Annotated in this window: 25 protein-coding genes; 8 read left to right on the plus strand and 17 right to left on the minus strand. The window is 70.8% G+C overall.

The window, feature by feature from the left end:
* Nucleotides 1–2: 2 nt before the first annotated feature.
* Nucleotides 3–527: a GNAT family N-acetyltransferase gene (locus tag KOI35_RS13465; RefSeq protein WP_215787167.1), complete on the minus strand. Its 525-nt coding sequence runs from the start codon at nucleotides 525–527 to the stop codon at nucleotides 3–5.
* A gap of 81 nt (nucleotides 528–608) precedes the next feature.
* Here KOI35_RS13465 and KOI35_RS13470 point away from each other — a divergent pair, with 81 nt between their 5' ends.
* On the plus strand, nucleotides 609–1,538 hold the full coding sequence (locus KOI35_RS13470; protein WP_246613144.1) for an NADP-dependent oxidoreductase: 930 nt from the start codon (nucleotides 609–611) through the stop codon (nucleotides 1,536–1,538).
* 10 nt (nucleotides 1,539–1,548) lie between these two features.
* Nucleotides 1,549–2,340 (plus strand): class I SAM-dependent methyltransferase, encoded by a 792-nt coding sequence (locus tag KOI35_RS13475; RefSeq protein WP_215787171.1) that lies wholly within the window; start codon nucleotides 1,549–1,551, stop codon nucleotides 2,338–2,340.
* On the opposite strand, the gene KOI35_RS13480 is transcribed toward KOI35_RS13475, so the two are convergent.
* A complete protein-coding gene (locus tag KOI35_RS13480) occupies nucleotides 2,337–3,131 on the minus strand; it encodes an inositol monophosphatase family protein (RefSeq protein ID WP_308120950.1) in 795 nt (264 codons plus the stop codon). The two genes, KOI35_RS13475 and KOI35_RS13480, sit on opposite strands and share 4 nt — an antisense overlap.
* A gap of 739 nt (nucleotides 3,132–3,870) precedes the next feature.
* Between KOI35_RS13480 and KOI35_RS13485 the strand changes: the two genes are divergently transcribed.
* The 3 genes from KOI35_RS13485 to KOI35_RS13495 all read left to right on the plus strand — a co-directional run bounded on the left by KOI35_RS13485 (nucleotide 3,871) and on the right by KOI35_RS13495 (nucleotide 6,071).
* Nucleotides 3,871–4,176, plus strand: coding sequence for a nuclear transport factor 2 family protein (locus KOI35_RS13485; protein WP_215787180.1), 306 nt, complete (start codon nucleotides 3,871–3,873; stop codon nucleotides 4,174–4,176).
* A gap of 786 nt (nucleotides 4,177–4,962) precedes the next feature.
* Nucleotides 4,963–5,553: a hypothetical protein gene (locus tag KOI35_RS13490; protein WP_215787182.1), complete on the plus strand. Its 591-nt coding sequence runs from the start codon at nucleotides 4,963–4,965 to the stop codon at nucleotides 5,551–5,553.
* A gap of 323 nt (nucleotides 5,554–5,876) precedes the next feature.
* Nucleotides 5,877–6,071 (plus strand): hypothetical protein, encoded by a 195-nt coding sequence (locus KOI35_RS13495; protein ID WP_215787191.1) that lies wholly within the window; start codon nucleotides 5,877–5,879, stop codon nucleotides 6,069–6,071.
* A 556-nt stretch (nucleotides 6,072–6,627) separates the two neighbouring features.
* On the opposite strand, the gene KOI35_RS13500 is transcribed toward KOI35_RS13495, so the two are convergent.
* From KOI35_RS13500 to KOI35_RS13545, 10 genes are all read right to left on the minus strand, one after another.
* Nucleotides 6,628–7,080, minus strand: a complete 453-nt coding sequence (locus KOI35_RS13500; RefSeq protein ID WP_215787193.1) for a hypothetical protein — start codon at nucleotides 7,078–7,080, stop codon at nucleotides 6,628–6,630.
* Between the two features lie 40 nt (nucleotides 7,081–7,120).
* The gene (locus tag KOI35_RS48895; protein ID WP_215787194.1) at nucleotides 7,121–7,786 is read right to left on the minus strand and encodes an FHA domain-containing protein; all 666 of its coding nucleotides are present in this window, start codon (nucleotides 7,784–7,786) and stop codon (nucleotides 7,121–7,123) included.
* Nucleotides 7,783–9,048, minus strand: coding sequence for a vWA domain-containing protein (locus KOI35_RS13510; protein WP_215787196.1), 1,266 nt, complete (start codon nucleotides 9,046–9,048; stop codon nucleotides 7,783–7,785). Before KOI35_RS13510 ends, KOI35_RS48895 begins: the two co-directional genes overlap by 4 nt.
* Nucleotides 9,045–10,004 carry a protein phosphatase 2C domain-containing protein gene (locus KOI35_RS13515; RefSeq protein WP_215787199.1) on the minus strand — a complete coding sequence of 320 codons (960 nt, stop codon included), beginning with the start codon at nucleotides 10,002–10,004 and terminating at the stop codon, nucleotides 9,045–9,047. The genes KOI35_RS13510 and KOI35_RS13515 overlap by 4 nt, the downstream gene beginning before the upstream one ends.
* Nucleotides 10,005–10,065: 61 nt before the next feature.
* Nucleotides 10,066–12,255, minus strand: coding sequence for a serine/threonine-protein kinase (locus KOI35_RS13520; protein WP_215787201.1), 2,190 nt, complete (start codon nucleotides 12,253–12,255; stop codon nucleotides 10,066–10,068).
* Nucleotides 12,252–13,430 carry a hypothetical protein gene (locus KOI35_RS13525; protein WP_215787203.1) on the minus strand — a complete coding sequence of 393 codons (1,179 nt, stop codon included), beginning with the start codon at nucleotides 13,428–13,430 and terminating at the stop codon, nucleotides 12,252–12,254. Before KOI35_RS13525 ends, KOI35_RS13520 begins: the two co-directional genes overlap by 4 nt.
* Nucleotides 13,427–14,386: a glutamate ABC transporter substrate-binding protein gene (locus KOI35_RS13530; protein ID WP_215787205.1), complete on the minus strand. Its 960-nt coding sequence runs from the start codon at nucleotides 14,384–14,386 to the stop codon at nucleotides 13,427–13,429. Before KOI35_RS13530 ends, KOI35_RS13525 begins: the two co-directional genes overlap by 4 nt.
* Nucleotides 14,386–15,711: a GlnX family signal transduction membrane protein gene (locus tag KOI35_RS13535; RefSeq protein WP_215787207.1), complete on the minus strand. Its 1,326-nt coding sequence runs from the start codon at nucleotides 15,709–15,711 to the stop codon at nucleotides 14,386–14,388. Before KOI35_RS13535 ends, KOI35_RS13530 begins: the two co-directional genes overlap by 1 nt.
* A gap of 66 nt (nucleotides 15,712–15,777) precedes the next feature.
* Complete coding sequence (locus KOI35_RS13540; RefSeq protein ID WP_215787209.1) at nucleotides 15,778–17,325, minus strand: long-chain-fatty-acid--CoA ligase; 1,548 nt, start codon at nucleotides 17,323–17,325, stop codon at nucleotides 15,778–15,780.
* Between the two features lie 98 nt (nucleotides 17,326–17,423).
* Nucleotides 17,424–18,104: a hypothetical protein gene (locus KOI35_RS13545; protein ID WP_215787211.1), complete on the minus strand. Its 681-nt coding sequence runs from the start codon at nucleotides 18,102–18,104 to the stop codon at nucleotides 17,424–17,426.
* A 44-nt stretch (nucleotides 18,105–18,148) separates the two neighbouring features.
* On the opposite strand from KOI35_RS13545, the gene KOI35_RS13550 reads away from it, so the two are divergent.
* Together KOI35_RS13550 and KOI35_RS13555 are read left to right on the plus strand one after the other, a co-directional pair.
* Nucleotides 18,149–18,955 carry a hypothetical protein gene (locus tag KOI35_RS13550; RefSeq protein WP_215787213.1) on the plus strand — a complete coding sequence of 269 codons (807 nt, stop codon included), beginning with the start codon at nucleotides 18,149–18,151 and terminating at the stop codon, nucleotides 18,953–18,955.
* 158 nt (nucleotides 18,956–19,113) lie between these two features.
* Complete coding sequence (locus KOI35_RS13555; RefSeq protein ID WP_215787215.1) at nucleotides 19,114–19,536, plus strand: hypothetical protein; 423 nt, start codon at nucleotides 19,114–19,116, stop codon at nucleotides 19,534–19,536.
* Nucleotides 19,537–19,562: 26 nt separating this feature from the next.
* Here KOI35_RS13555 and KOI35_RS13560 read toward each other — a convergent pair whose 3' ends face one another.
* The 3 genes from KOI35_RS13560 to KOI35_RS13570 form a co-directional block, all read right to left on the minus strand.
* On the minus strand, nucleotides 19,563–20,288 hold the full coding sequence (locus KOI35_RS13560) for a methyltransferase domain-containing protein (RefSeq protein ID WP_215787217.1): 726 nt from the start codon (nucleotides 20,286–20,288) through the stop codon (nucleotides 19,563–19,565).
* Nucleotides 20,289–20,383: 95 nt separating this feature from the next.
* Complete coding sequence (locus KOI35_RS13565; protein WP_308120953.1) at nucleotides 20,384–21,817, minus strand: polysaccharide biosynthesis protein; 1,434 nt, start codon at nucleotides 21,815–21,817, stop codon at nucleotides 20,384–20,386.
* Between the two features lie 35 nt (nucleotides 21,818–21,852).
* A complete protein-coding gene (locus tag KOI35_RS13570) occupies nucleotides 21,853–22,437 on the minus strand; it encodes a TetR/AcrR family transcriptional regulator (RefSeq protein ID WP_215787218.1) in 585 nt (194 codons plus the stop codon).
* A gap of 66 nt (nucleotides 22,438–22,503) precedes the next feature.
* Between KOI35_RS13570 and KOI35_RS13575 the strand changes: the two genes are divergently transcribed.
* A complete protein-coding gene (locus KOI35_RS13575; RefSeq protein WP_246613045.1) occupies nucleotides 22,504–23,922 on the plus strand; it encodes an MDR family MFS transporter in 1,419 nt (472 codons plus the stop codon).
* A gap of 5 nt (nucleotides 23,923–23,927) precedes the next feature.
* Here KOI35_RS13575 and KOI35_RS13580 read toward each other — a convergent pair whose 3' ends face one another.
* A complete protein-coding gene (locus KOI35_RS13580) occupies nucleotides 23,928–24,410 on the minus strand; it encodes a YfbM family protein (RefSeq protein ID WP_215787221.1) in 483 nt (160 codons plus the stop codon).
* A gap of 127 nt (nucleotides 24,411–24,537) precedes the next feature.
* Nucleotides 24,538–24,978, minus strand: a complete 441-nt coding sequence (locus tag KOI35_RS13585) for a hypothetical protein (protein WP_215787223.1) — start codon at nucleotides 24,976–24,978, stop codon at nucleotides 24,538–24,540.
* Nucleotides 24,979–25,021 lie beyond the last annotated feature (43 nt).

The raw sequence follows: 25,021 nt of genomic DNA on the forward strand, positions 1-25,021 counted from the left end.
TTTTACCAGACGTCGCCGTTGCGCCAATCGCAGGCCAGGACGCCGTCGAGGTCGATGCCGGCCGGGGCGCGGACGAACGTGCTGTCGTCATCGTCGGGCGTGTAGGTGAGGCCCGACGGGGACAGCACGGCGGTGCGGCCGCGCCACTGCTGCCAGCCGCGGGACACGTAGAGCCCACGGCCGGCATCGGAGGCCGACAGCGCACCGAAATCGTAGGCGCGGGCTATGACATTTTCGGCCTCGCCCATGACGGCGCCGGCCAGGCCCTGCCCGCGCCATGGCGGTGAGACGGCGACGGCCTCGACGTAACCGCAGCGCCAGGACCGGCCCGCGTGGAAGAAGCCGCGCTGCACGACCGAGGCGTGCGCGGCGATCCGGCCGTCCCGTTCGACGACGAAATGCAGGCCGCCGAGCGAATGGTCCCAGTCGTCGTCGGAGAAGGCACCCTCGAACGCGTCGTCGAGCAGCCGGCGGATCTCCACCCGCATGTCGCCGGTGAGATCGGCGGTGGGGAGCACGCTGACCATGCCGCACCGTACCGTAGGCGGGTGAGAGAGATCCGGCTCGCCGCCCGGCCGCAGGGGTGGCCCACCGCCGAGACGTTCGAGATGGCCGACGTGCCGATGCCCGAGCCCGGGCCGGGGCAGCTGCTCGTCCGCAACCTTGTGATGTCGGTCGACCCCTACATGCGCGGGCGGATGAACGACGTCAAGTCGTACACGCCGCCCTTCGCGCTGGGCGAGCCGCTCGACGGCGCGGCGATCGGCGAAGTGGTGTCCTCGCCGGCCGGGAACGTGCCGGTCGGGTCGTTCGTGGTGCACGGCCTCGGATGGCGCGAATACGCGGTGGTCGACGCCGGCCGCGCCCGCGTCGTCGACGCGGCCGACTCGAGCTACCTCGGGGTGCTGGGAATGACCGGGCTGACCGCGTACGTGGGACTGGTCGACATCGCCCAGTTCCGCGAGGGCGACACGGTGTTCGTCTCGGGCGCGGCGGGCGCGGTCGGCAGTGTGGCCGGGCAGATCGCCCGGCTGCGGGGCGCGAAACGGGTCATCGGCAGCGCCGGCTCCGACGAGAAGGTCCGTCACCTGATCGACGACCTCGGTTTCGACGCCGCTTTCAACTACCGGGAGGCTCCCGTACGCAAGCAGTTGCGCGCCGCCGCACCCGACGGCATCGACGTCTACTTCGACAACGTCGGCGGCGAACACCTCGAGGCGGCGATCGGGTCGCTGACCAAATACGGTCGCGTGGCCATGTGCGGGGCGATCGCCGGCTACAACGAGACGTCGGCGCCGGCCGGGCCGCGCAATCTGGCCCTGGCCATCGGCAAGGAACTCAACCTGCGCGGCTTCATCGTGAGCAACCACAACCGGCGGATGCCCGACTTCCTGGCCGACGTCGGCCCGTGGGTGCGTGACGGCCGGCTGCGGGCCCGCGAGACGATCGTTGACGGCCTCGAGAACGCGCCGGCCGCCTTCATCGGGCTGCTCAAGGGCGAGAACACCGGCAAGATGCTCGTACGCCTGGCCTCGTAGCGTTGCGCACATGAATACACCTGCCGCGCGCGCCCGGGAGCAGTATTTCGCCACCGATGGCAACCTCGCCGCGCGGATCGCGATCTACGACTACCGCACCAATCCGCAGGACTGGTATTCGTGGCTGGGGGAGCGGCTACCCCTGCGCGGCGATGTGCTCGAGGTCGGGGCGGGCACGGGTGCACTGTGGAGCCGGGTCGATCCGCGCGGGCACGACATGCGGCTGACGCTGGCCGACTTCTCGCCGGCCATGTGCGCGCGGCTCCGCGAGGTGCCCGGGGCCGCGGTGGTGCGTGGCGACGCCACCCGGTTGCCGTTCCCGGAGGCGAGCTTCGACCTGCTCATCGCCAACCACATGCTCTACCACCTGGACGATCCGGTGGCCGGGCTGAGCGAGTTCGCGCGGGTGCTGCGGCCGGGCGGGCGGCTGGCCATGGGACTCAACGGGGACGACCACCTGGCCGAGCTGGCCGAGATCGGGCCGGCGGTGGGCCGCGACGATCTGGGGCTGCGACCCGGGCACAACGACATCACGGCGGGGACGGCCACGGCGTACGTGGGAAGGCTCTTTCATGATGTCTCGGCGGAGCGCTATCCGAGTTCGCTGGAGGTACCGGATCCGGAGCCGGTGCTCCGCTATTTCGGCAGCCAGGGACGGGTGCCGCTGACCTCTTCGGAACAGGTCGCGGCGCGCTCGTTCATCGCCGGACGGATCGCGGCCGACGGGTCGTTCCGGATCCGCCAGCACGCCGAGCTGATCACCGCGACTCGCTTTCCCTCGCCGCCGCCGCCGGCCCGCTAGGCGACGCCGCCGCTGACCACTGCTACCAACTCGAGTGCGGCCAGGCGCAGGGCGTCGCTGCGGGCGTACACGGACGCGCCCGGACCCGGCTCGAGGCGGCCGTTGACGCCGCTGTAGCTGCCGCCCGCCTCGCGGACGATCAGCGACGTGCTGGCGAAGTCCCAGATCTGGCCGCCGGTCTGCACGGCGAGGTCGAGGTCGCCGCGGGCGATCAGCAGCGCCGGGTGGATCGGCCACGGCAGGGCGGGCGTGTGATCCTTGAGCGGCGCCACCAGGTCGCGGCCCCACTCCTCGGGCACCACGCTGAGCCGGCACCCGGCCACGGTGTCGTCCCCGTCGGCGGCGACGTGCACCCGCGTCTCGGCCACGATCCGGCCGCCGACGATGCGGCCCTCGAACGTGCCGCCACCCTTCGTCGCCCACCACACACTGCCCTGAGCCGGATGCGCGGCGACCGCCGTGGTGACCTCACCGTCCTCCTCGAGGGCGATCAGAATCAGCCACCGGTTGTCACCGGCCACGAACAGGGCGGTGCCGTCGATCGGGTCGATGATCCAGCGGCGCCCGGCCGAACCGGTCTGGCCCTGCTCCTCACCGAGCACGGCGTCGGACGGCCGGACCTCGGCCAGCACCTCCCGGATCGCCGCCTCGACGGCCCGGTCGGCTGCGGTCACGATCGAGCCGTCCGACTTGAGTTCGCGGGGCAGTTCGGCCAGCGCCTCGAAGTGTGGCAGCGCCACCGCCGCCCCGGTCATCGCGGCCCGCTGTGCGAGCTGAAGATCCGTCTCCACGTCCCTCATCCTGCCTCCGATCGGCGGGCACCCGCGGCGACTCGCGGGGGATGTCACCCGGCTCACTCCCAGCAGAGCGCACGCCGTTGAACTGCAAGCCAAGCCCGACGGAATTTCCGCGACCGCCATTCCGACGGTGCCTCTCGCCGTCCGGATTCAGCACACCGGCCGGCCCGAGCCCGATCCGATCGCCGCGAGTACCCGTGACATCGGCTCTCGCGAACCCGGCGGCGGCGCAGCTCGTTGTACCGGTTCTGCCATGCGTACGCCTTTTCGCGCGGCATCATGTTCTGCGCGGGCAGCAGGAGCAGTTGTGTGTTCGGCCGGGCCACCGCGGCGGCAGCATGCGGATACTGCGCGGACGCCGGCCACCTCGAACACCGCACAGGCGTCGCCACCCGCTGTTCGCCGCGGGTCAGAAACGTTTTCCGGTACGCCCGGGCAACCCACCCGCCGCGCACCACCGCGGCCGTGTTGAACAGCGTTCCGTCGCGTGACTCGACCATTCCCAGCACAACGGCCGGCGCTACGTCGAGGCACAGTTCCGTGAGGGTTCGGCCGCGCGGTTCACGCAGTTCGTAGCCCTGCCGAAAGCACTCGGGAACGACCAGCAGATCGACACCGTCCGCCTGCCGGTCTCCACTGCGGCAACCTCATCACCGACGATCTCAGGTGTCTGACCCGCATGCTCCCCGTCGGCGCTGGCTGATCCTTTTCGGCCACCGCTAGAATGCGACGGATGGATGTCGTCACGCACGTCGATCGCTTCAACGCCGCCGTGCTCAGCGGCGACTGGGCCACTTTCGTCGACGCGCTGCATCCCGACGCGGTCATGACGTTCACCGGAGTGCCGTTCGGCCCGTACGAGGGCCGCGAGGCGATCGCGGCCGCCTACACCTCGAACCCACCCACCGACACCATGCGCATAGTCGCCAACCACGGAAACGGCCGCATCGACTTCGTCTGGTCGAGAGGCGGAACGGGCACGCTCGCCCTCGACTACGCAGACGACCAGGTCATCGGCATGCAGATCACCTTCCCATGACAAGCGTGTGGCGACAGGCAGCCTCCGCGGGTTGGCTGTCGTCCACGCGTGACGCGTGTGTCGGTGGGTGGGCTGCGGCAGGTGGGCTGTCGGCATGGAGATGGCGTTCCGTGGCATGCGTGCTCTCGGGCTCGGGTGTGTTGGCTGTCGTGTTCGCGTGACGCGCGTGGCGACGGGCTCGGGCGCGGTGGCTGAGGTGTTCGCGTGACGCGCGTGGCGACGGGCTCGGGCGCGGTGGCTGAGGTGTTCGCGTGACGCGCCTGTCGGTGGGTTGGCTGTGGCGGGTTGGTTGTCGAGGTCGCGGGTGGGCTGTTGGCATGCGGACAGCGTTTCCGTGGCGCGCTTGCTCTGCGGCGGGTTCGGGTGCGTTGGCTCTGGTGTCCGCGGGCAACCGGGGAAATGGCGTGCGGATCGCTTACCCGTGAGGCGCGAGTCGAGGGGCAGGATGACCCCTGCGTTCGCGGGCAGCCGGGGCATCGGCATGCGGATGGCCTCGCCGTGATGCGCGTGTGGTTCGGCGGTTCGCTGTGACGCGGGTGTGGATCGGGGGCTCGCCGTGATGCGCGTGTGGTTCGGCGGTTCGCTGTGACGCGTGTGGATCGGCGGTTCGCCGTGATGCGCGTGTGGTTCGGTGGCTCGTTGTGACGCGGGTGTGGATCGGCGGTTCGCCGTGATGCGCGTGTGGTTCGGTGGTTCGCTGTGACGCGGGTGTGGATCGGCGGTTCGCCGTGATGCGCGTGTGGTTCGGTGGCTCGTTGTGACGCGCGTGTGGTTCGGTGGCTCGTTGTGACGCGCGTGTGGATCGGGGGCTCGCCGTGTGCCGGCAAGAGCACGGTCGCGGGCCTGGTCGCCGAGGCGCTCGGTTTGCCGCTCTATTCGTGCGACGACGCGTTCGACCGGCACGTCGCCGAGGGCGGCGGCCCGACCATGCGCAAAGTGACGACGATGCCGGTCGGTGACCGCCTGTCGCAACCCATCGAGGTGCAGGTCGCGGACGTGCTGCGGCTGGGCGTCGAGGAGTTCCCGATGATCGTCCGCGACCTGCCGGCCTCTGTCGTCGTCGAGGGTGCCGCCCTGCTCCCGTCACTACTCGCCGCGGCCGGGGTGACCCATGCGGAAGCCGTATGGATCGTTCCGACCGATGCGTTCCAGCGCCGCCACTACGGCGACCGGCCCTGGGCGCACGAGTTGCTGGCCGGTCTGCCCGCACCGGACGAGGCTTTCGACCGCTGGATGCGCCGCGACGCGACCTTCGCGACCCGGATCGCCGCGTCGGCGCGTGACCTGGGCTACCACGTCATCACCATCGACGGCACCACCTCGCCCGCCGAGACAGCCGCAGAGGTGCTGCGGCGCCACTCGCCGACGCGGCAGTAACCGACGCAGCCGACCCCAACAGCATCGCGTCCGACGCCTGCAGCACCATCGCGCCCGACGCCTGCAGCACCATCGCGGCCGACCCAGCAGCAGCGTCGCGTCCGACGCCTGCAGCACCATCGCGGCTGACTCCAGCAGCGGCGTTGCGGTTGACCCCAGCAGTGGCGTTGCGGTTGACCCCAGCAGTGGCGTTGCGGTCGACTCCAGCAGCAGCGACGCGGCCGATCCCAGCGGCAGCCGACTGCAGCAGCAGCGACGCAGTCGACTGCGGCAGCAGCTACGCAGAGCCGCATGACTCACCGCAACGCGGGTAACCGCCAGCTATGACTCATACGCCGAACGCGGGAGCCGGCTCGGACCAGTGGATCACCGGCGCCCCGGAAACCGACGAGTTCCCCACTGATGCGCCGCCCACCGCCGATACGCCCGCCGCCGGCAGCAGCAACAAGGGCATCAACGAGCATCGCGCGAACCGCAACGAGGGCGACGACGAATCCGAGCAGGAACCCCCGGACTAGCTGCGGGGCGGGGCAATCGGAACCGGAAAACTGTCGGAGCCTCGCGCGGCGTCGCCGTGCTGGCGTAAGCGGGAGCCGAGAGTATCCCCCTTGCTGAGCGTGAGCGGGGAGTGTCCCCCTTGCTCAGCGTGAGCGGGAGCGGGAGCGTCCCCCTTGCTGAGCGGGAGCGGGGAGTGTCTCCCTTGCCGAGTGGGAGCCGGGAGCCGGGAGCGTCGTCCCGTGCCGGTGCCAGCGCAGCAATGCGCGTCGTCTCCGGATGGTGCCGGCGGTGCCGTCCCCGCGTCGGCGTGAGCGAGCATCGTCGCCGTGGCTGGAGTGAGCGGGAGTGGCGTCCCTGCGCCGTCATGAGCGAGCATCGTCGCCGTGGCGGGCGTGAGTGAGTGAGCGGGAGTGTCGTCGTTTCGCCGGGCGTGAGCGGGAGTGTCGTCGCGTTGCCGGGCGTGAGCGAGAGTGTCGTCGCCTTGCCGGCGTGGGCGGGAATGGCGTTCCCTTGCCGCGTCGAGCGGCGCCAGAGTGTCGTCCCCGTGCCTGTGTCAGCGGAGCGATGCGCGTCGTCTCAGCGGGAACCGGGAGCGTCGTCCCCGTAGCGGAACCAGCCGTGCCCCGGCGTGTCCTCGGGCTCGCGCCGATATCGCGGCTCGGCGAACGGCAGCACCACCTGCTGCCCGGCGATGTGTACGGTCGCGGGCTGAGCGACCGCGTGCCACTCACACGCCCACACCTGGCCGAGCACTAGAACCGGTGGTTGCGCGGCGTCCTGCAGTTCCACCCGGGGAGCGGTTCCGTCAGCAGGAAGTTCCCCGTACAACAGCCACCAAGCCGCACCACCCCAGTCGCCGCCACGTGACTGGGGTTGCCGCGAACCGGTCCAGGCCACCCACTCGTCCTCGCCGGGCACGTGTCTTCCCGCGGCCTCGTCGTGGCGCTGCGCGTCGTTGATCTCGCGCCAGAAACCGTCCTCACGCCACTGGAGCCACCAGCCCGAGCCCGGCAGCTCGAGCTCCCGCACGACCGGGTTCACGAGGCCGGGCCCATAAGGTGTGAAACGCTCAAGAGGCCGGAGCGTGCAACGTCAGCGTGGTCCAAGCGCCCACGTGAACCCGGTCCCCGTCGGTGAGCGCCCGCGACTGCCCAGCAGTCAGAGGTGACTCCTCCTCGTTGACGTAGGTCCCGTTGGTCGAGCCCACGTCGGAGACCAACCACACCCCGTCGACGCTCAGGGTCAGCAACGCGTGCGAGTGCGACACCCCGGGGTCGTCGTCGGACAGGTCGATCTCCGGGTTGGTGCCCTTCGAGTTGCTCTTGCGGCCGATCCGGACCTGCGGCGGGGGCAGCGGGACCGTACGGCCCAAGGCTCCCTCGGGGAACTCGATGCCGTCGATCGCGTTCTCCTCGAAGTACGCGCGATCCGGCGCGATCGACACCGTCCAGCCCGCCGCGGGCGAAGCCTCGGCCGGCGGCACCAGGGCCGGCACCCGGCCGGTGCTGTGGTCGTAGCCGCAGTCCTCGCAGAAGCGACTGGTCCCGGCCCGGGGCGTACCGCAATTAGGGCACGGTTCGGCGGCGGAGGTGGGGGCCGCGGCGGTCGGGGCGGGGGCCGGCGTGGGGGAGACGAGGGTAACGGCCTCGGTCACCCCGTCGATCTTGGCGCCGCACGTGTCGCAGAAGTCGCTCTCCTCCGACACATGACCCTTGGGGCAGGCGTACGTCGTCACTGGCCGCGCCCCACCCGCACGGTCTTCGTCGACCGGGTGTCCAGCGCCATCTCGTCCGCCGCCGCCACCTTGCGCCGCAGCCGCACCGTGCCGGTCGCCGCGTCCTCGATGTCGACCACCGTGGCCAGCAGTTCGGACGTCGCCTTGTTGCCGCTCTCGTGGGCCAGCTTGGCCGCCCGCCCGAACTTCATCGTCGCCGTGTGGTCGTCGCCCGCCTTGCGCGCCTCGATGCCCGCCTGGATCGCCTCGGCCAGCTCGGCCTGCCCGGTGTAGTGGGCCACCTGCCGGTTGATCCGGGTCGACAGCGCCGCGTCGTCCGTCCACACCGCTCGCACTAGGGACTGCGCGTGCACCGTGTCGCCCTCCACGATCGACACTCGCGCCGCCAGCATCTCGTCGCCGGACGCGCCCGGCGGCACGTCGATGCAGACGTGGTAGTCGCGGCTCTCCGCACCCCACGCGCCCAGGGGGTAGCGCCCGGCCCGGGCCCCGTCGGCCACCCGCTTGCCGGTCAGGTCGGCCACCTGCGGTTCCACCTGCTTGACGAAGCGCACCGTCGCGTTGACCGGTGTCCACACCTTGAGCTGCACGTCGGCCGTCGTCTTGCCCATCGCGGCCGTCATCATCTGCTCGAACGCCGCGGTCAGGTCGGCCGGGCTGGCCACGATGTCGACCGTGCCCAGCATCGCGTCGGCGATCTTGCGGAGCTCGGACACCTTCCAGTTGGTGCCCACGCCGCGGCTGTCGACCGTGAACCGGCCGGCGATCGAGTCGAGGACGCTTTCGAGGTAGCCCTGCCGCTCGCCGTTGTCGCCGTCGGTCAGCATGATCGCGTGGGCGATGTCGCCCGGCCGCTGCGCGAACAGCTGGGCCGCCAGCAGCAGCCACGCGCCCATGGCGGTGCCGCCGCTGGCGTGCAGCCGGTCGATCGCCCAGGTGGCCTCGGCCCGGGTCTGCGCCGTGGCCACCGCGAGCTCGCCGGGGGCCGGATAGAGCTGCTGGGCCGTGCCGACGCCGGCGATCAGCGCGAAGTGCACGCCGTCGTCGATGCAGGCGACCGCGGCCTTCGCGGCCTGCCGGGCGGCGGCGATGCGCCCCTCGGCCTGCATCGAGCCGGACGCGTCGACGATGATGACCTCGGTGGCGCCCCCGGTGCGCACGCCCGTGGCGCTGCCCGACGACGTGACGGTGACGATCGCGTTGACCTCGGTCGCCCCGAGGGCGAGGTACTCGTTCTGGAAGGCCTCGGCGGTGTACGTCATTCCTGTGCTCCCCCAAGCGGCGTGATCGGTACAAGAGCCACGGTGATGTTGTCGGCGCCCCCGGCGGTGTTCGCGTAGTCGGCGAGCCACCGGGCCGCGGAGATCAGAGTGCCCTGCTCGCGCAACCCCTCGCGGACCGCCGCGGCGAACGCGCCCGGGTCGGTCAGGTAGTTCCACAGCCCGTCGCTGCACAGCACGAGATGGCCGGGGTCGCCGACGACGAATTCCGCCGTACGCGGTGTGACCGTCCCCGCGTCGGCCCCGAGCCAGGCCGTGATCGCGTGGGCCTTCGGGTCGCGCATCGCCGTCTCCGGGTCGGCGCCCAGGGCGATCACGTGGGTCGCCCACGAGTCGTCCTCGGTGAGCTGCTCGGCCACGCCCTCCTCGGGCACCCAGTAGGCCCGGCTGTCCCCGATCCAGCCGACCGTCACCGCGTCGCCGCGGACGGTCGCCGAGACGATCGTGCACGCCGGGTTGGAGGCCTGGCGGCGCGGGTCGCCCTCGGCGGCCAGCTTGGCCACCGCGACCTGCGCCGAGCCGATGGCCGCGGCCAGGTCACCGCCCTCGCCGAGCAGGGCGCCGGCCGCCGTCACCGCGGTCAGCGAGGCCACGTCGGGGTCGAACGACGACGACACCCCGTCACTGATGATCACGTCGACGTCGGGGCCGCGGGTGGCCAGCCACATCGCGTCCTCGTTGCGATGGTGCCGCAGCCCGCGGTCGGTCACCGCGGCGGCCACCTCGCCGCAGTCGGTCTCCAGGTGGTCGCGTTCCCGTCCGGCCAGCATCCCGCAATTCTCGCAGTACCCGTCCTCGCCGATGCTCCCCGGTGTCCCGCAGTGCGGACAGGCGGGCCCGGCGTCGGCCGACGGGTTCAGCGACCGTCCGCAGCTCTCGCAGAAGGCCGCTCCGGCGGCGCGCTCATCGGCGCACGCGGCGCAGTCGGTGGTGGTCATCGAGCCTCGCTGTCACAGGTGGTGCCGGTGTCGGGGGACCAAGTATGGGCCTCGCGGGCCGTCATGTCCTGGTCCGGGGTCGCGACGCGTTCGCCTGATCGACGAGCCGGATCTTCTCGGCCCCGTGGGCGGCATGAGCCATTTCCCGGTACGCCTGCTCCAGCGCGAACCGGATGTCGCGTTCCCGGATGCTCCCGCTGCGGGCCGAGCCGAGCACGGCCGCGGGCAGCGTGGTCCCACCCGCGACGTTGCGCAGCGCCTGCTCGAGCAGCTCGGCCCGGAGCGCCGCGAGCTGGGCCGCCTCCACCTCGAGCCGCTCGATCAGGGCCGCCGCGGCCGCCAGCGAGTCGACGTCGGGGGCGGCCGACGGGTGCGCCTGCACCAGGGCCCGCACCGCCCCGACCTGCGAGCTGCGGAAGGCCGACGAGGTGCCGGGCACCCGGTTGTACGCCTCCACGGCCCCGTTGCGGTCGCCGGAGCGCAGCCGGCAGCGGGCCAGCCCGGCCGCCGCCGCCGTGTAGGCCGGGTCGGTGCGCGACACCACGTCGTAGTAGCCGCCGGCCGCCGGGTCACCGGCCAGTTCGAGGGTGAGGCCCAGGGCCAGCTGGGGCGCCAGTTCACCCGGCAGCGCCGAGTAGACCGCGTCGAAGCGCTGCAGGGCCGTCGGGTGGTCGCCCTGGGCCAGCCGCAGGAGACCGTCGTACCAGGCCACCCGCCAGTCGGCGCCCTCGGTGGCGAACAGCCGGTCGCACGCCTCGCGGGCCTCGCCGAACTCGCTGGTGCGGGCGGCCATGTCGATCCGGGCCCGCACCGCGCGCAGCCGCACCTCGATCGTGTCGGCCGGCGCCGAGCGCAGCAGTGTCAGCACCTCGGACGGCTCGGTCACGGTCACCGAGGCCAGGAACGCGGCCGCCGGGTCGGTCAGGTCGATCAGCGGGGTCGGCAGGTCCTGCCAGCGGGGTGTCTCGGCCCGCGGATCGGTGCGCATCTCGCCGGTGAACAGCCGGGACGTGGCCGGGCGGGGCGTGCCGTCGGTGGCCAGCACCTGCCGCAGCACGCCCATCATCTGCTCGGCCATCTCGGCCGAGTCGACGAACCGTTCCACCGGGTTCTTGCGGGTGGCCCGGTCGAGCAGGCGGTAGAACGACTCGAACCGCTGATAGACCTCGAACTCGCCGCGATCGGGCAGGCTGTCGGCGAACGTGCTCTGGTAACCGCGGAAATCGGTGGTGAGCACTGCCAGCGTACGGCCGATGGTGAAAAGGTCGGAGGCGATGGACGGGCCCAGCGTGGCCATCTCGGGCGCCTGGTAGCCGACCGTGCCGTAGAGCGCGGCGTCGTGGTCGTCGATGTGCACGACGCCACCGAGGTCGATCAGCTTCATCTGGTCGGCGACCTGGATGACGTTGTCCGGCTTGAAGTCGCAGTAGATCAGTCCGCGGTCGTGCAGGTAGCCGAACGCGGGCATGATCTCGAGGACGTACGCCAGGGCCAGGTCGACCGGCAGCGGGTCGGTCACGTCGCCCGCCGCCGCGCGCCGCTTCTTGAGGATGTCCTTGAGCGACTCGCCGCCGACGTACTCCATGACGATGTAGCCGGCGCCGTCGTGCTCGACGAAGTTGTAGATCTTGACGATGTTCGGGTGCTCGACCTCGGCCAGGAACCGCCGCTCGGCCACGGCCGCGGCCAGCGCGTCCTCGTCGCCCGAGTTGAGCAGGCCCTTGAGCACCACCCAGCGGTCCGAGACGTTCTTGTCGACGGCCAGATAGATCCAGCCCAGACCGCCGTGGGCGAGCGCCCCGACCACCTCGTACTGCCCGCCGATCAGGTCGCCCTTGACCAGCTTGGGGGTGAAGTTGAAGGCCTCGCCGCAGGCCGGGCAGAAGCCGGAGGTGCGACCCTCGCGGTCACCCCGGGACCGGCCGACCTGGTTGCCGCACTTGGCGCAGTACCGCTTCGACTCGGGCACCTCGGCCCGGGTCATCACGGCGGTCGACGGGTCGGCCTGGGTGATCGGCGCGATGTCGACCAGGCCCCCGCCGAACCGCCGGCGCGACGATCCGGTGCGTGAGCTGCCGGTGCGAGCCGATCCGGCCGTACGGGTGGAGAGCGCGCTCGTCCGGGTCGAGGGCCCGGTGGGGGTGGTGACCTCACGCGGCCGGGGGGCGGCGGCACCCGCTCGCGGCGCCAGACCGCAGGTGTCGCAGTACCCGTCCTCGATCGTCCCCGGGCAGTTACGTTCGCACTTCATCGGCCGTCCTTCGGAAGAGTGGCGGTCAGCGCATCCTGATAGGCGTTGACGGCCCGGCGGGCGACGGTCAGATCGCACGGCGCGACGTAGAGCGCCTCGCGCGCGGCCGCCGCCAGGGGGGAGAGCTGGGCGTTCTCGGCCTGTCCGCGGCGCAGCGCCTTGGCCTGGTAGGCGTCCAACCGGCCGCGCAGCTCGTTGCGGGCGGCCAGCAGTCCGGCGTTGTGGGCGGCGCCCTCGCGCAGCGTCCGCAGCCGCTCGCGGGCCCGCCGGGTCCAGTCCGACAGCCGGGCGCTGATCAGCGGCCAGTGCCCGGCCGCGGCCAGCGCGTCGATCGCGGCCAGGTCGGGCCGCAGGTCGCCCGGCGGCACCGGCACGATCTCGTGCGGCGGGAACCGGTCGTACGCCTTCTCGGCCGCCGCGCCCGCCTCGTCGGTGGCCGCGACCAGCTCGGCGACCAGTCGGTGGGCGTCGGCCAGCCGCTGGGTCAGCGCCTCACGCAGCTCGCCGGCCGAGGTGCGTTCGGCGTCGGCGCGCTGGATCAGGGTCCGTACGGCAGCCAGGTCTCTCTCCTCGACACCGAGGGGATCACCGGCCAGCGTCGCGGTGAACTGGCCCAGCCGCCGATCCGCCTCGTCGATGGTGGCCGTGCTGCCGCCCGCCGCGCGCGTCAACCGCCGTACGGTCTCCAACGCACTCGCCGCCTCGGCCGCGGCCGGCAGCAGCCGGTCCCACGCCGCACCGGCCTTGGTGGCCACCCCGACCGCGGTGCCGAACGCGGCTTCCATGGCCGACAGCAACCGCCCCGGTGAGCAGGTCGTCTGCACCTGGCCCGGCCCGAGCAGCCCGCGCTGGGCCAGCGGCACGACCTGGGTCGACAGCGTGATCGACTCGCCCAGCACCTCGTGCCGGAACCGGGCCCGGTCGGCGTCGCTGGGCCGCTTCAGGTCGCGGAGTTCCTGCCCGCGGGCGATCACCTCGGTGAGCAGCCGGTAGCCGTCCCACAGCTCGGTCAGCGCCGCCGTCGCGTCGGCCCAGGCCGCGGCGGTCTTCCCGGTCAGCGGCGAGCGGTCCAGCTCCTTGCGGGCCGGGTTGTCGTCGAGGTCGACCAGGTTCGCCGCGATCGCCGTCACCGCGGTCTCGAGCCGAAGCAGCTCGGCCGCTGCCGGATCCGTCATTGGTACTGGGCCTTCGGCGGTTCGGGGGCGGCCCCGAAGTCGCCCAGCCACTTGTCGTACGTCTTCTTCCAGGTGCCGTCGGCCCGGTTGCGCGCGAGCACGGCGTTGACGAACCGGGCGAACTCGGGGTGCGCCTGCGACATCGCCATCGCGTACGGCTCCTCGGTGAAGCGCGGCCCGATCACCTTGGCGTACGGGTCCTGGCTGGCCATCCCGGCCAGGATGGTGTCGTCGGTCGAGATGCCCTGGACCTCGTTGCGCTGGAACGCGACCAGGCAGTCGCCGAAGGCCGGCTTGGCCACCCCGATCACCGGCTTGCTGCTCTTGACCTTGCCGATGTTCTCGTACGAGGTCGACCCGGCGGCCGAGCACACCTTCTGACCGCCGAGGTCCTCGATGCGTTTCGCCTTCGAGCTCGACGAGACGAGCACTTTCTGCCCGGCTTCGTAGTAGATGCTGGAGAAGTTCACGTCCTGCCAGCGATCGCAGTTGGCCGTCATGGTGTCCGCGACGATATCCACACTGCCGTCCGCGGCGGAACTGACCCGCTTGTCGTACGCGATGACTTTGATCTGAATTTTGTCCGCGTCGCCGAAGATGGCCTCGGCGATCTGGCGGCCCATGTCGACGTCGAAGCCCTCGATCTTGCCCGTGAACGGGTTGCGCGAGCTGAACAGCAGGGTGTCCTGGCTCGTGCCGAGCACCAGCCGGCCCCGCTTGCGGATCGTCTCCATGTAGCTGCCCGCGGGCATGTCACCGGGCGCGGGCAGGGAACCGGCCGGGCGCAGGCTGGCCCGCGGGTTGCAGTTGGGCGCGGGCGCCGTCTCGGCCGGGGGAGCGGTCTGGGTGACGGCCGGCTGGTCGGGCAGCACGTCGGTGGACAGCGGGCCGGTGTCGCCCGAGCACGCGGCCAGCGAGAGGACGGCCACCAACGCGACCACGGAACGGATTCGCATCAGCGGTACTCCTCCAGTCGCGCCCGCAGCCCGGCGAACCCGAGCGCGCAGATCACCAGCGCGAGCAGCGGCCCGAGCACGGTGAGCAGCCCCAGCCCGTTGCCGGCGGCGTCGATCTCGTCGGTGAAGAACGCCTTGCGGTTGTCCAGGGCCTGCTCGAGCGACTTGCGGGCCCCGTCGAACTGCTCCGTCGTGCCGGGCCCGATGGCCAGGTCGACCGCGTCGTCGTACTCGCCGCCGTCGTCGAGCCGGCGCACCTCCTTGTGCGTCGTGACGTACGCCTGGAGCTCCGTGGCGGCGCTGTCCATGTACCGGCCGAGGGCGGGGTCGAGGGAGCCGTACGCGTTCAGCAGCGGCCCCCGCTCCAGCATCAGCCGCTCGACGGTCTGGTCGAAGTTCACCTCGTACGGCCCCGAACCGGCCCGCCCGGCCAGGGTGAGCGCCTCGTCGCCGCGCGCGGTCAGGGCCAGGATGCGGCTCTCGGCGATCGACGTGAGCGGCCCCGAGCCCTGGTTGGCCGCGCGGTCGAGCCGGGACTGCTGGCTGATCAGCAGCGCCAGCCCGCCCACGGTGAAGAGCAGCGTGACCACGGTCGCGGCCAGCAGCGGCAGATTGAACGTGCGCTGCGTGCGGCGGCTCAGGTAGCGCTGGGTGAGGATCAGCGCGATCAGCAGGGCCAGCAGCGAGAGCAGCAGCAGCGACATCCAGCCGGCCGCGCCCGCCTTGCCGTACCCGTCCTCGACCTCGGTCTGGGCGCTGTCGAAGAGCGCCCGTGCCTGCGGCTGGAGGGCCTCCCGGTTGAGCCGCGAGGCCTCGGACAGATAGGAGGAGCCGACCGGCTTGCCCTGCCGGTTGTTGGCCCGGGCCGTCGCCACCAGCGCGTTGTAGGTGGCGATACCCGAGGAGAGTTCCCGTACGGCGTCGGCCGCGCGCCCGTTCTCCTGGGTGCGGCGGGCCGCTGAGGTCAGAGCGGTGGTGGCCGTCCGGAGGTCCTCGTCGTAGCGTTCGGTCAGCTGCTGCGGTTCCAGCCCACCGGCCAGGAAGGCCTGGGCGGCAGTGGTGTCGGCGTCGGCGATCGCCGAATAGATCGCCTCGGCCTCCACGAGCAGCGGCTGGGCCCGGTCACCGAGATCGTCGGTGCCGGCCCGGGCCGACGACCCGGCGACGCCGGCCAGCAGGCCGCTGAGCAGCCCGAGGGCGACCAGGACGGCGATCAGCAGCTGTAAGCGCCCGGGCGACGTGTGCCGGAGCCCGCCGACCCGGCGCAGCACGCCGGGCCTCTGCTCGATGGTCTTCGCGGGCCGTGCCGCCAGGGCCGTAGTCAATCTTTGCCTCCCCGCGTTTTGTGGCCCCTACTGTGCGCTATCGATGCAACCGCGCAGTAAGCGGGGTCAGCTCAACTCGCGCTTGAGCAGCTTGCCCGTAGCGGTCATCGGAAGCGACTCCACCACGGCCACGACACGCGGGTATTTGTACGCCGCCATCTGCTCCTTGCCCCACTCGACGAGTTCCTCCCCGGTGGCGGTCGCGCCCGGCTTGAGGATCACGAACGCCTTGACCTCCTCGCCGTGGCTCGGGTGCGGCACGCCGATCACCGCGGCCAGCGAGACCGCCTCGTGGGTCATCAGCACTTCTTCGATCTCCCGCGGATACACGTTGAAGCCACCGCGGATGATCATGTCTTTGGCCCGGTCGACGATGTAGTAGTAGCCGTCCTTGTCGCGCCGGCCCAGGTCGCCGCTGCGGAACCAGCCGTCGCGCATCACCTCGGCCGTGGCCTCGGGGCGGTTGTAGTAGCCGCGCATGATGTTGTGGCCGCGGATCGCGATCTCGCCGATCTCGTCGGTGTTCTCCACGGTGTTCCACTCGGCGTCGATCAGCTTCACCTCGACGCCCCAGATCGGGACGCCGATCGAACCGGGGCGCGGCTCGGCCCCCGGCTTGCTGAAGGTGGCCACCGGCGAGGTCTCGGACAACCCGTACCCCTCGAGGATCGTCACCCCGAACCGCTCCTTGACCGCCTTGATGATCTCGACCGGCAGGCTGGACCCGCCGGCCACGGCGACCCGCATGTTCCGGGCGATGCGCTCGACGTCGACGTCGTCGGTCAGCGCGTTGAGCAGCCCCCAGTACATGGTCGGCACGCCCGCGAAGAACGTCACGTCCTCGCTCTCGAGCAGCTTGACCGCGGCCGCCGCGTCGAACCGGGGGAGCAGCACCAGTGTGGCGCCGGTGGCGAAGCCCGCGTTCATGTTCACCGACGAGCCGAACGAGTGGAACAGCGGCAGCACCAGCAGGTGCGTGTCGGTGCCGGGCACGCTGCCGAACAGCCGGTTGCAGGTGAGCGCGTTGAGCAGCAGGTTGGAGTGCGACAGCTCGGCGCCCTTGGCCTGCCCCGTGGTCCCGCTGGTGTAGAGGATGACGGCCGGGTCGGTCTCGGGCAGCAGCACCGCCTCGAAGGTCGGCGCCTTCCCGGCCAGCCCACTGCCCAGCGTCTCGGCCCCCTCGATCGGCGACGGCGCCGCCGGATCGGCCGTGATCAGGAAGAACGTCTCGCAGCCGTCGGTCTGCTGGAACCCGGCGAAGCCCTCGGTGCCCATCGGCAGTTCCGGGGTGCCCTGGAAGCACAGGTAGGCCTTGGCCTCCGAGTCGGCCAGGTGGTAGGCGATCTCGCGCCCCTTGAGCAGCACGTTCAACGGCACCACGACCGCGCCCGTCTTCAGGATGCCGTAGTAGGCGATCGGGAAGAACGGCAGGTTGGGGCAGGACAGGGCGACCTTGTCACCGGGCCGGATACCGCGCTCGACGAGCAGGTTGGCCACCTGGTTGGCGGCCGCGTCGACCTGGGCGTAGGTCAGGCGCCGGTCACCGAGGACGACAGCCGCCCGATCCGGGAAGTTGCGGGCGCTGTCCTCGAGCAGGATCGAGAGGTTGAGCATGCGGTCGGTCCCCTTCGGGTCGGTTCTGTGACTGCGGTCTCATCCCAACATGCACCCCGAAGCTGAGAAACCCTCCGTTTCGCTTTTGTTTCCCCTTCTCAACGACCCGTTATCAACTGCCACGCCGACCGCCGCAGCCCGCGCGGCATCTTCCGGGCATATCGCTGAGCCGGGTCGATCTCGGAGAGCCGCGCCTGCAACTTCTCGTCCACCCAGGGCCCGTTCCGGTACGACGTGCCCCCGGCGAGCCGCGCATAGTCCTTCCCGAACAGGGCCCAGGCCGGCGGCGACGGCGGCAACCCGAGCCAGTCACCCATCGGCGCCAGGTAGGCCTCCTCGGGCTGCTCGGCCGGCCCCCACAGCGCGTTGCGGTCGAGCGTCATCCCACCGGCCACCGACGCCGACACGTAAAAGGTGTCCTCACTCATCAGAGCCAGGGCAAATTCCTTTACCCGTACGTCGTCAGGTTCGGCCACGATGTTCAATGACTGCACCGCGGTCGGCCCGTGCTTCACGGGCCAGCCGCTCCCGCCACCCGCCATCGACATGTGGTAGACCGGCTTCTTCCCGACCAGGAACAGCAGCGGCGACGCGTCGTCCCAGGCCGCCTGGATCTCGGCCGGCCCGCCCCGCCCGCGCAGCGGCTCGGTGTCACCGAACCGCACCGGCACCGCTTCCGGCAGATGCTCCCGGGCCGCGTCCAGCCACCGCCCGACGATCGTCGCGTTGCGGCGCTCGTACCAGCGCACCACGAGGACATCGATCTTGCGCTCACTCACCGGCCCGAGCTTACGACGGGCGAGCTTGTGGTGAACTGGTCGGCATGCAGATGCGCCCCGCGGAACTGGCGGCGATCCGGGCCGGTGCGGTCGACCTGGCGTTCCGCCGCTGGGAGCAACCGCGGCTCCGGGTCGGCACGCAGATGCGTTCGGCGGTCGGACTGATCGAGATCACCTCCGTCGACCGTGTGCCGGTCAGCCGGCTGACCGCCGCGGAGGCGCGCCGGGCCGGTGCAGCGTCGCTGGCGGCGCTGCGACAGGGGCTCGACCGTGTGCACCCCGAGCGGCCGGTCTATCGAATCGGGCTGCGTTACGCCGGCGCCGACCCCCGCGCGGCGCTGCGCGAGGCGGTGCCCGACGCCGCGGAGCTCGACGCGCTCGTCGCCTGGCTCGACCGGCTGGACCGCTCGTCGTCGACCGGCCCGTGGACCCGGGCGACCCTGACGCTGATCGACGAGCTGCCCGCCACCCGGGCCCCCGACCTGGCCGAACGGATGGGCCGCGACACGCTCTCGTTCAAACAGAACGTGCGCAAGCTGAAGGAACGCGGCCTCACCGAGTCGCTCGACATCGGCTACCGGCTCTCGGCCCGCGGCGGCGCCGTCCTCGACCACGAGGGCCTTCCCCGGTCCGACGCCAGTCGCTCCGCCCCGGAACCCGGCACCCCGCTGCCGCACCTGGGCGCGCCCGCGACCCGCGCGCTCACCGCACACGGCGTGGTCCGGCTCGAGCAGGCGGCCACCCTCACCGCCGCCGAGGTGGGGGCGTTGCACGGCGTCGGCCCGTTCGCCCTCGGCCGCCTGCGCACGGCCCTGGCCGAGGCCGGCCTGTCCTTCCGCGACGAGACCTAGCCCGCGGTGCGCGCGTGGCTGGAGACTTACGCCGGGCTTCTCGATCGGACCGTCGAGGAGATCAACGCCTCGGCCTCGGACGCGCGCGGCTTCACCCTTCCGCCTGACGGCGGCCGGCGTGAGCTGGATCGTGGCCAGGCCCGCCGAGAATGACTGACATGGTCGCCGACATTCACACCGCGGTCGAGGTTCGCCGGGACGGCCGTTGGACGAGGGTCGAACCGCAGCCGGAAATCTTCGAGCACCCGAACTACGCGATCTTCGGCTTCCTGGCCGGCATGCGGAACTATTCGCAGTCGCCCGTGATCGCCGCGCCGCGCGGCCTGCCCGCCGACCTGGACGCAGTCGGCGACGACTTCGACTCCTGGCTGCCCGACCTCTCGTCGACCTCCTGGCTGACTTTGGCCGAGCTACTGGCCTACGACTACGACCAGACGTTCCGCAATCGGCGCCCCCCAAACGACGGCGAACTCGTCCGGCTGCGCGACTTCCTGACCCCGTACTTCTTCGAACGACTGACCCCGCTGACACAGTTGGGCGCCCCGCCGGACATCCGAATCGTCCTGGGCTTCGACGAGTAGACCGAAGCCGGCCGCAGTTGGAGGCGTCAGCGGCCGAGTATGAGATATGCGAAGCCGAATACGCCGCGATAGACGCCGACGTATTCGCGTAGCCGGATATCGAGTTCGTCTCGGAGCTCGGTTGCGCGGGGATCATCGGGATGACGCAGCAGCCACGCCTGCCGGCCGGCGAGCCACGTCGACTCGAAATCGTCCCATTCGCGCTGATCGGCAACGCTCATGTGCAGCACTCGCCAGCCCAGCTCTCGGGCCTGCTCGACGAGACCTGCGAGCGGCATGATTCCGGGGCCGATGATCTCGGTCGCCTCCGGTGAGGGCGGACGCTCCCAGAACCCGTCGCCGAACAGCAGACGGCCGCCTGGCCGGACGAGGCCAGCGAGCGACTCGAGAGCTGTGGCTGTTCCTCCGAACGCGTGGGAAGCGCCGATACACAAGACCCGGTCCGCGGGTTCCCGCCATGCCGACGCTTCCTGATTCAGGAACGTCACCCGCTTGTCGAGGGACCGATCGGCGGCGAGCTTACGGCCGCGCGCCAAGGCCGCATCATCGATGTCTACGCCGATACCCGTGGTCGAGCCGGCGCCGACTGCCTGCAACAACAATTCGCCCCAGCCGCATCCGAGGTCCACCACGCCGGCGCCGGCGGAAATGCCCAGTCGTTGAAGGAGGAGGTCGGCGTGGGTCTGCGACAGCGGCGTATTCCAGCGCATCCGCTCGTAGCGTACGGAGGTGACATCGTCGACTGTAGACATTGTGGCAGTGTGCCAGGCAGTGGCCCGTAGCACGGCGTATTTACTGCTGATCCGAGTGCCTCAGGTCGGCACGGCGACGGTGGTGCCGCTCCCGGTCAGGCGGCGGTCCGGTCCTCCCACGGCGCGCACAGATCGGCCAACGCGTTCGCGACCGCCGGGGGAGGACCGTCGGCGGCCAGGTGGCGTACGCGGGACGGGTCCAAGGGCGGCACCGGAACGTGGGCGATCATCGAATGGCGCGGCCGGGACGGTATTTCGCCGGCGCCGAAAAGGACGTCGGACAATTTCTCGCCGGGGCGCAGGCCGGTGAAGACGACGTCGATCGGGCGGCCTTCGAGAGCGATCATCTGGCGGGCCAGTTCGGCGATGCGCACCGGTTCGCCGAGTTCCAGCACCAGTGCCTCGCCCTCGCGGGAAATGGCCGCCGCCAGCAGAGTGAGGCTGACCGCTTCCTGCGTGGTCGCCAGATAGCGGGTCACGTCGGGATGGGTCACCGTGATCGGCCCGCCGTCGGCGATCTGGGCGGCGAATTTGGTCACCACCGAGTTCCGCGCGCCCAGCACGTTGCCGAATCGCACGCTCACGCCGCCGAAATGCGCGGTCAACTGTTCGGTGATGCGCTTGGTGTGACCGAGCACGCTCACCGGGTCGGCCGCCTTGTCGGTGGAGATGTTCACGACCATTCCGGACGCCGCCTCGAGCACATTCAGCGTGCCGAGAACATTGGTCTTGACGGCCTCGGACGGGTGGCGTTCGAGCAGGGGCTGGTGTTTCAGGGCAGCCGCGTGAAAGACAACTTCGGGTTCCCGCGTACGGAAAATATCCCGTACGCGAAAAGCATCTCGCACATCCGCGAGCAGGACCGAAGGGTCGTGTGATTCGGCCCGCGGGTCGACGCTCAGTTGCACGTCGAGCAGGGCCGCCTCGTCGTGGTCGAGCATCATCAGCTCGGCCGGGTCGTAGCGGTGGATCTGCCGGCACAGCTCCGACCCGATCTCGCCGCCGGCCCCGGTCACCAGCACGCGGCGCCCGGTCAGCAGCCCGCCGATCGCCGCGTGGTCGACGTAGAGGCGGTGCCGGCCGAGCAGATCGGTCACCTGCACGTCGCGGATGTCGCGGGCGTCCAGGTCGCTGGTCTCGCTGGTCTCGGGCACGATCATCAGCCGCGCGCCGGCCGCGACCGTACGTTCCCGGATGTTGCGGATCAGCCCCGCCCCGGCGTTGCCCACGGCGAAGATGACCACTTCGGCCCCGGTGCTCGCGACCACCCGATCGAGGTCGACCCGGGTGCCCAGCACCGAGATGCCGGCCACGCGTTGCCGCTGCTTGGCCGGGTCGTCGTCGATGATGCCGACCGCCTCGAACGGGCTCTCCGGGTCGAACACCATGTTGTGCAGCAGCGTGTCCGCCGCCCGGCCGGCCCCGAAGACGATCGCCCGGGGACGCCCGGCGCCGCCACCTCGCCGCCGGGCCCACCGCTCGTAGCCCACGGTGAGCGTGTAGAGCAGACTCTGGCCCCGGGTGTCCACTCATTCAGGGTAATTGCGGCGATATCGCCCCGCGTTCAGATTGCCCGTAACAGCGGCAGCCAGACCTCGTCGACGGTCTCGGCGATCCACTCCTCCGAGACCGAGCGCATGGTCATCAGCATCTCGTTGCGCAGCAGGTCGAACGGCAGATCGACGACCCGGGGCGAGCGCGGCTGGTCGGGCAGGTCGCCGCGCGCGACGGCCTGGGCGACGATGCGGTGGAAGCCGGTCGGTGCGCCGGGCGGGCGCAGCGAGTCGCGCAGGTCGCGGAAGTTGGTGCCGGTGGCCCGGAAGTAGTCGATGAGCTGGGCGCTGATCATCGTCATGAGGCCGGTGCGCCCGTAGTCGACGTTGCGCAGATAGGTGATCGCGTCGTCGCGCAGGCTTCCGGTGTCGGGGACCGGGATCGGCTTCGAGCCCCAGTTCCGGCGCAGGGTGGCCATCAGCAGGTCGTCCCGCTGGGGCCAGCGGCGGTAGAGCACCGGCCGGCTGGTGCCCGCGCGGGCGGCGATCGCCTCGAAGGTGAAGCCCGAGTAGCCCTGCTCGATCAGCACGGTCCAGGCCGCGTCGAGGATCGCGTCCTCGAGCTCGGCGCCGCGCCGACGGGTATTAAGACTCACTTGCGTATCTTAACGCGCCGGTCTACCGTCGAGTCGTTAGATACAGCTGCGTATCTTAAGGCGGCCATGATGGCTATCGAACGGCAAACCCTCCGGACGTCTCTCGCCGTGCTCACCGGCGGCGTCGCGGTCATCCTCGACTCGACGATCGTGAGCGTGGCCCTGCATGAACTGGCCATCGACCTGGGCACCGGCGTCGACACGATCCAGTGGGTCTCCACGGCCTACCTGCTCGCGCTCGGCGTCGTCATCCCGACCGTCGGCTGGCTGCAGAGCCGCCTCGGCGCGAAACGGCTGTGGATGGCCGCGCTGACCCTGTTCCTGCTCGGTTCGGTGCTTTGCTCGTTCGCCTGGGACGCACCCAGCCTGATCGCGTTCCGCGTCGTCCAAGGTCTCGGCGGCGGCGTCATGATGCCGCTGATGACCACGATGATCGTCCAGGCCGCGAGCGCCGCCGACCGCACCCGCCTCATGACGATCGTCGCGCTCCCGACCGCCATCGGCCCGATCCTGGGACCGGTCATCGGCGGCCTGATCCTCGGCGCCGGCGACTGGCGCTGGCTCTTCCTGATCAACGTGCCGATCTGCCTGGCTGCTCTGCTGCTGGCATGGCGCTGGCTCCCCACCGGCAACGCACCGTCACGTGTCCGGCTCGACGTCGTCGGCCTTCTGCTCATGTCACCCGCGCTGGTCCTGCTCCTGTGGGGGCTGTCCAACGTCAACAACGGCTTTTCCCGTACGGACGTAGTGGTCCCCCTGATCACCGGCGCCCTGCTGCTGGCCGCTTTCGTCCTGTGGTCCCTGCGCCGCCGGGGCAGCGCCCTGGTCGACCTGGAGGTGCTGCGCTCCCGCCCGACCTGGGCCGCCTCGGTGCTGATGTTCCTGTCCGGCGCTTCCCTGTACGGCGCGATGCTGCTCCTGCCCCTCTACTGGCAACAGTTGCGGGGTTCCGACGCGCTGGCCGCCGGTCTGCTGCTGATCCCGCAGGGCGTCGGTTCGCTGCTGAGCCGTACGGCCGCCGCCCGCCTGGTCGACCGGGTGGGCCCCCGCGGCGTCTCGATCCTCGGCTTCGTGCTGGTCGGCCTGGCCACGGTCCCGTTCGCCTTCGCCGGCGCCGAAACCCCGGTCTGGCCCCTGATGGCAGCCCTGTTCCTCCGCGGCCTCGGCCTGGGCATGGTCATCATCCCGCTGATGACGGTCGCGTTCACCGGCCTGGCCCACGAGAAGATCCCGCACGCCAGCATCGTCACCCGCATAGCCCAGCAGATCGGCGGCTCCGCCGGCGTCGCCGTGCTCGCCGTCATCCTCTCCAGTGCCGCTTCCCGTACGGGCGATCTCGCGCACGCTTTCGACGTCGCGTTCTGGTGGACCGTCGCCTTCACCGGCGTCGCCGTCCTGGTCTCGTTCGTCCTCCCGAGCCACACCCCGGACGAACCGCCCCGGCCCGGGCAGCCCCAGCGAACCGGCGTCCCGGCCGCCGCGTGAGACACCTACATCGCGGTGAAGATCACGGCTCGTCCGGCGGCCGCCGCCCGCTCGTAGAAGGCCCGGACATCGAGCAGGTTGTCCCAGGTGTACTCGAAGTCGGCATCGTCGCGGGCGCCCGCATAGCCGGGGTCGTCGATGGCGTCGAAGCGGCGACGCAGAAAGTCACGGTCGACATTGCTGAGCGCCGTGGCGACCTCTCTGGTCTCGGCCGCGCTGACGTAGACGACGTAGTACTCCTCGTTGAGGTGCCGTCCACCGAGCACAGCGTGCGACAGCGGGTAGCCGGCCCCGTCCGGGTCGAGGGAGCCGTCGCCCAGGCTGCGGTGGATGGCGTCCCACGCCTTGTCGGTGTCGACCTTCAGCGTGTCGTCCGACCACGACTCCTCGAGATCCTCGATGAGCTCACCCACCGCGTCGTCGTCGCCGTCCGCGGCGAGCAGCGCGTGTTCCTGATCCGCCGTGACGGCGTAGTGGACGCCCAGCATCCCAAGATCCTATGCCCGTGCCGCTTGTCATCGTGCCGATAGAGGAGATCCTGCGCGCGGCCGGGCTCAAGTCGCTTCCGGTGCCGCCCTCGGTTATGGGTCGAGGGCGGCACCCGTCGTCACCGCGTCACGGCTTCCATGCGCCGTCGAGAGTGAGAAAGTGGTCGTTCACGTCGAAAAGCGAGACGTAGGTCAGATCGGCGCCACCGCGTACCGGCGCCGTCGCGGTCAGGCTGACCGGGTAATTCTTGTAGGTGGTCGAGCCGCCGCATTTCAAGCTCGAGGAGACCTCCGGGAACTCCGTGCTGGTTCCGGCGATTTTGGCGTACGCCTTGACCCGCATGCACGCTCCAGCGGCCACCTTGAGGGTGCCGCTCACGCCGACACTCTGGTTGTAGAAGGTCGCCGTCCCGGTGAAGTTGCTCGAACCGTAGGAGACCAGAACCGAATCCGTCGGATAGGCAGCCTGTGCCGGGGTGGAACCGCCGAAAATGGCGGTCGCGGCAACCGCCGCGGATACTGCGGTGGCGCGGACAGCGGACGTGACACGTCCCATCAAGACCTCCATGCATGTGAATGTGTCGCTGACCGGAAGGCTGGCACACCATGCT

This window comes from Paractinoplanes bogorensis, assembly GCF_018829635.1.
GTDB lineage: Bacteria > Actinomycetota > Actinomycetes > Mycobacteriales > Micromonosporaceae > Actinoplanes > Actinoplanes bogorensis.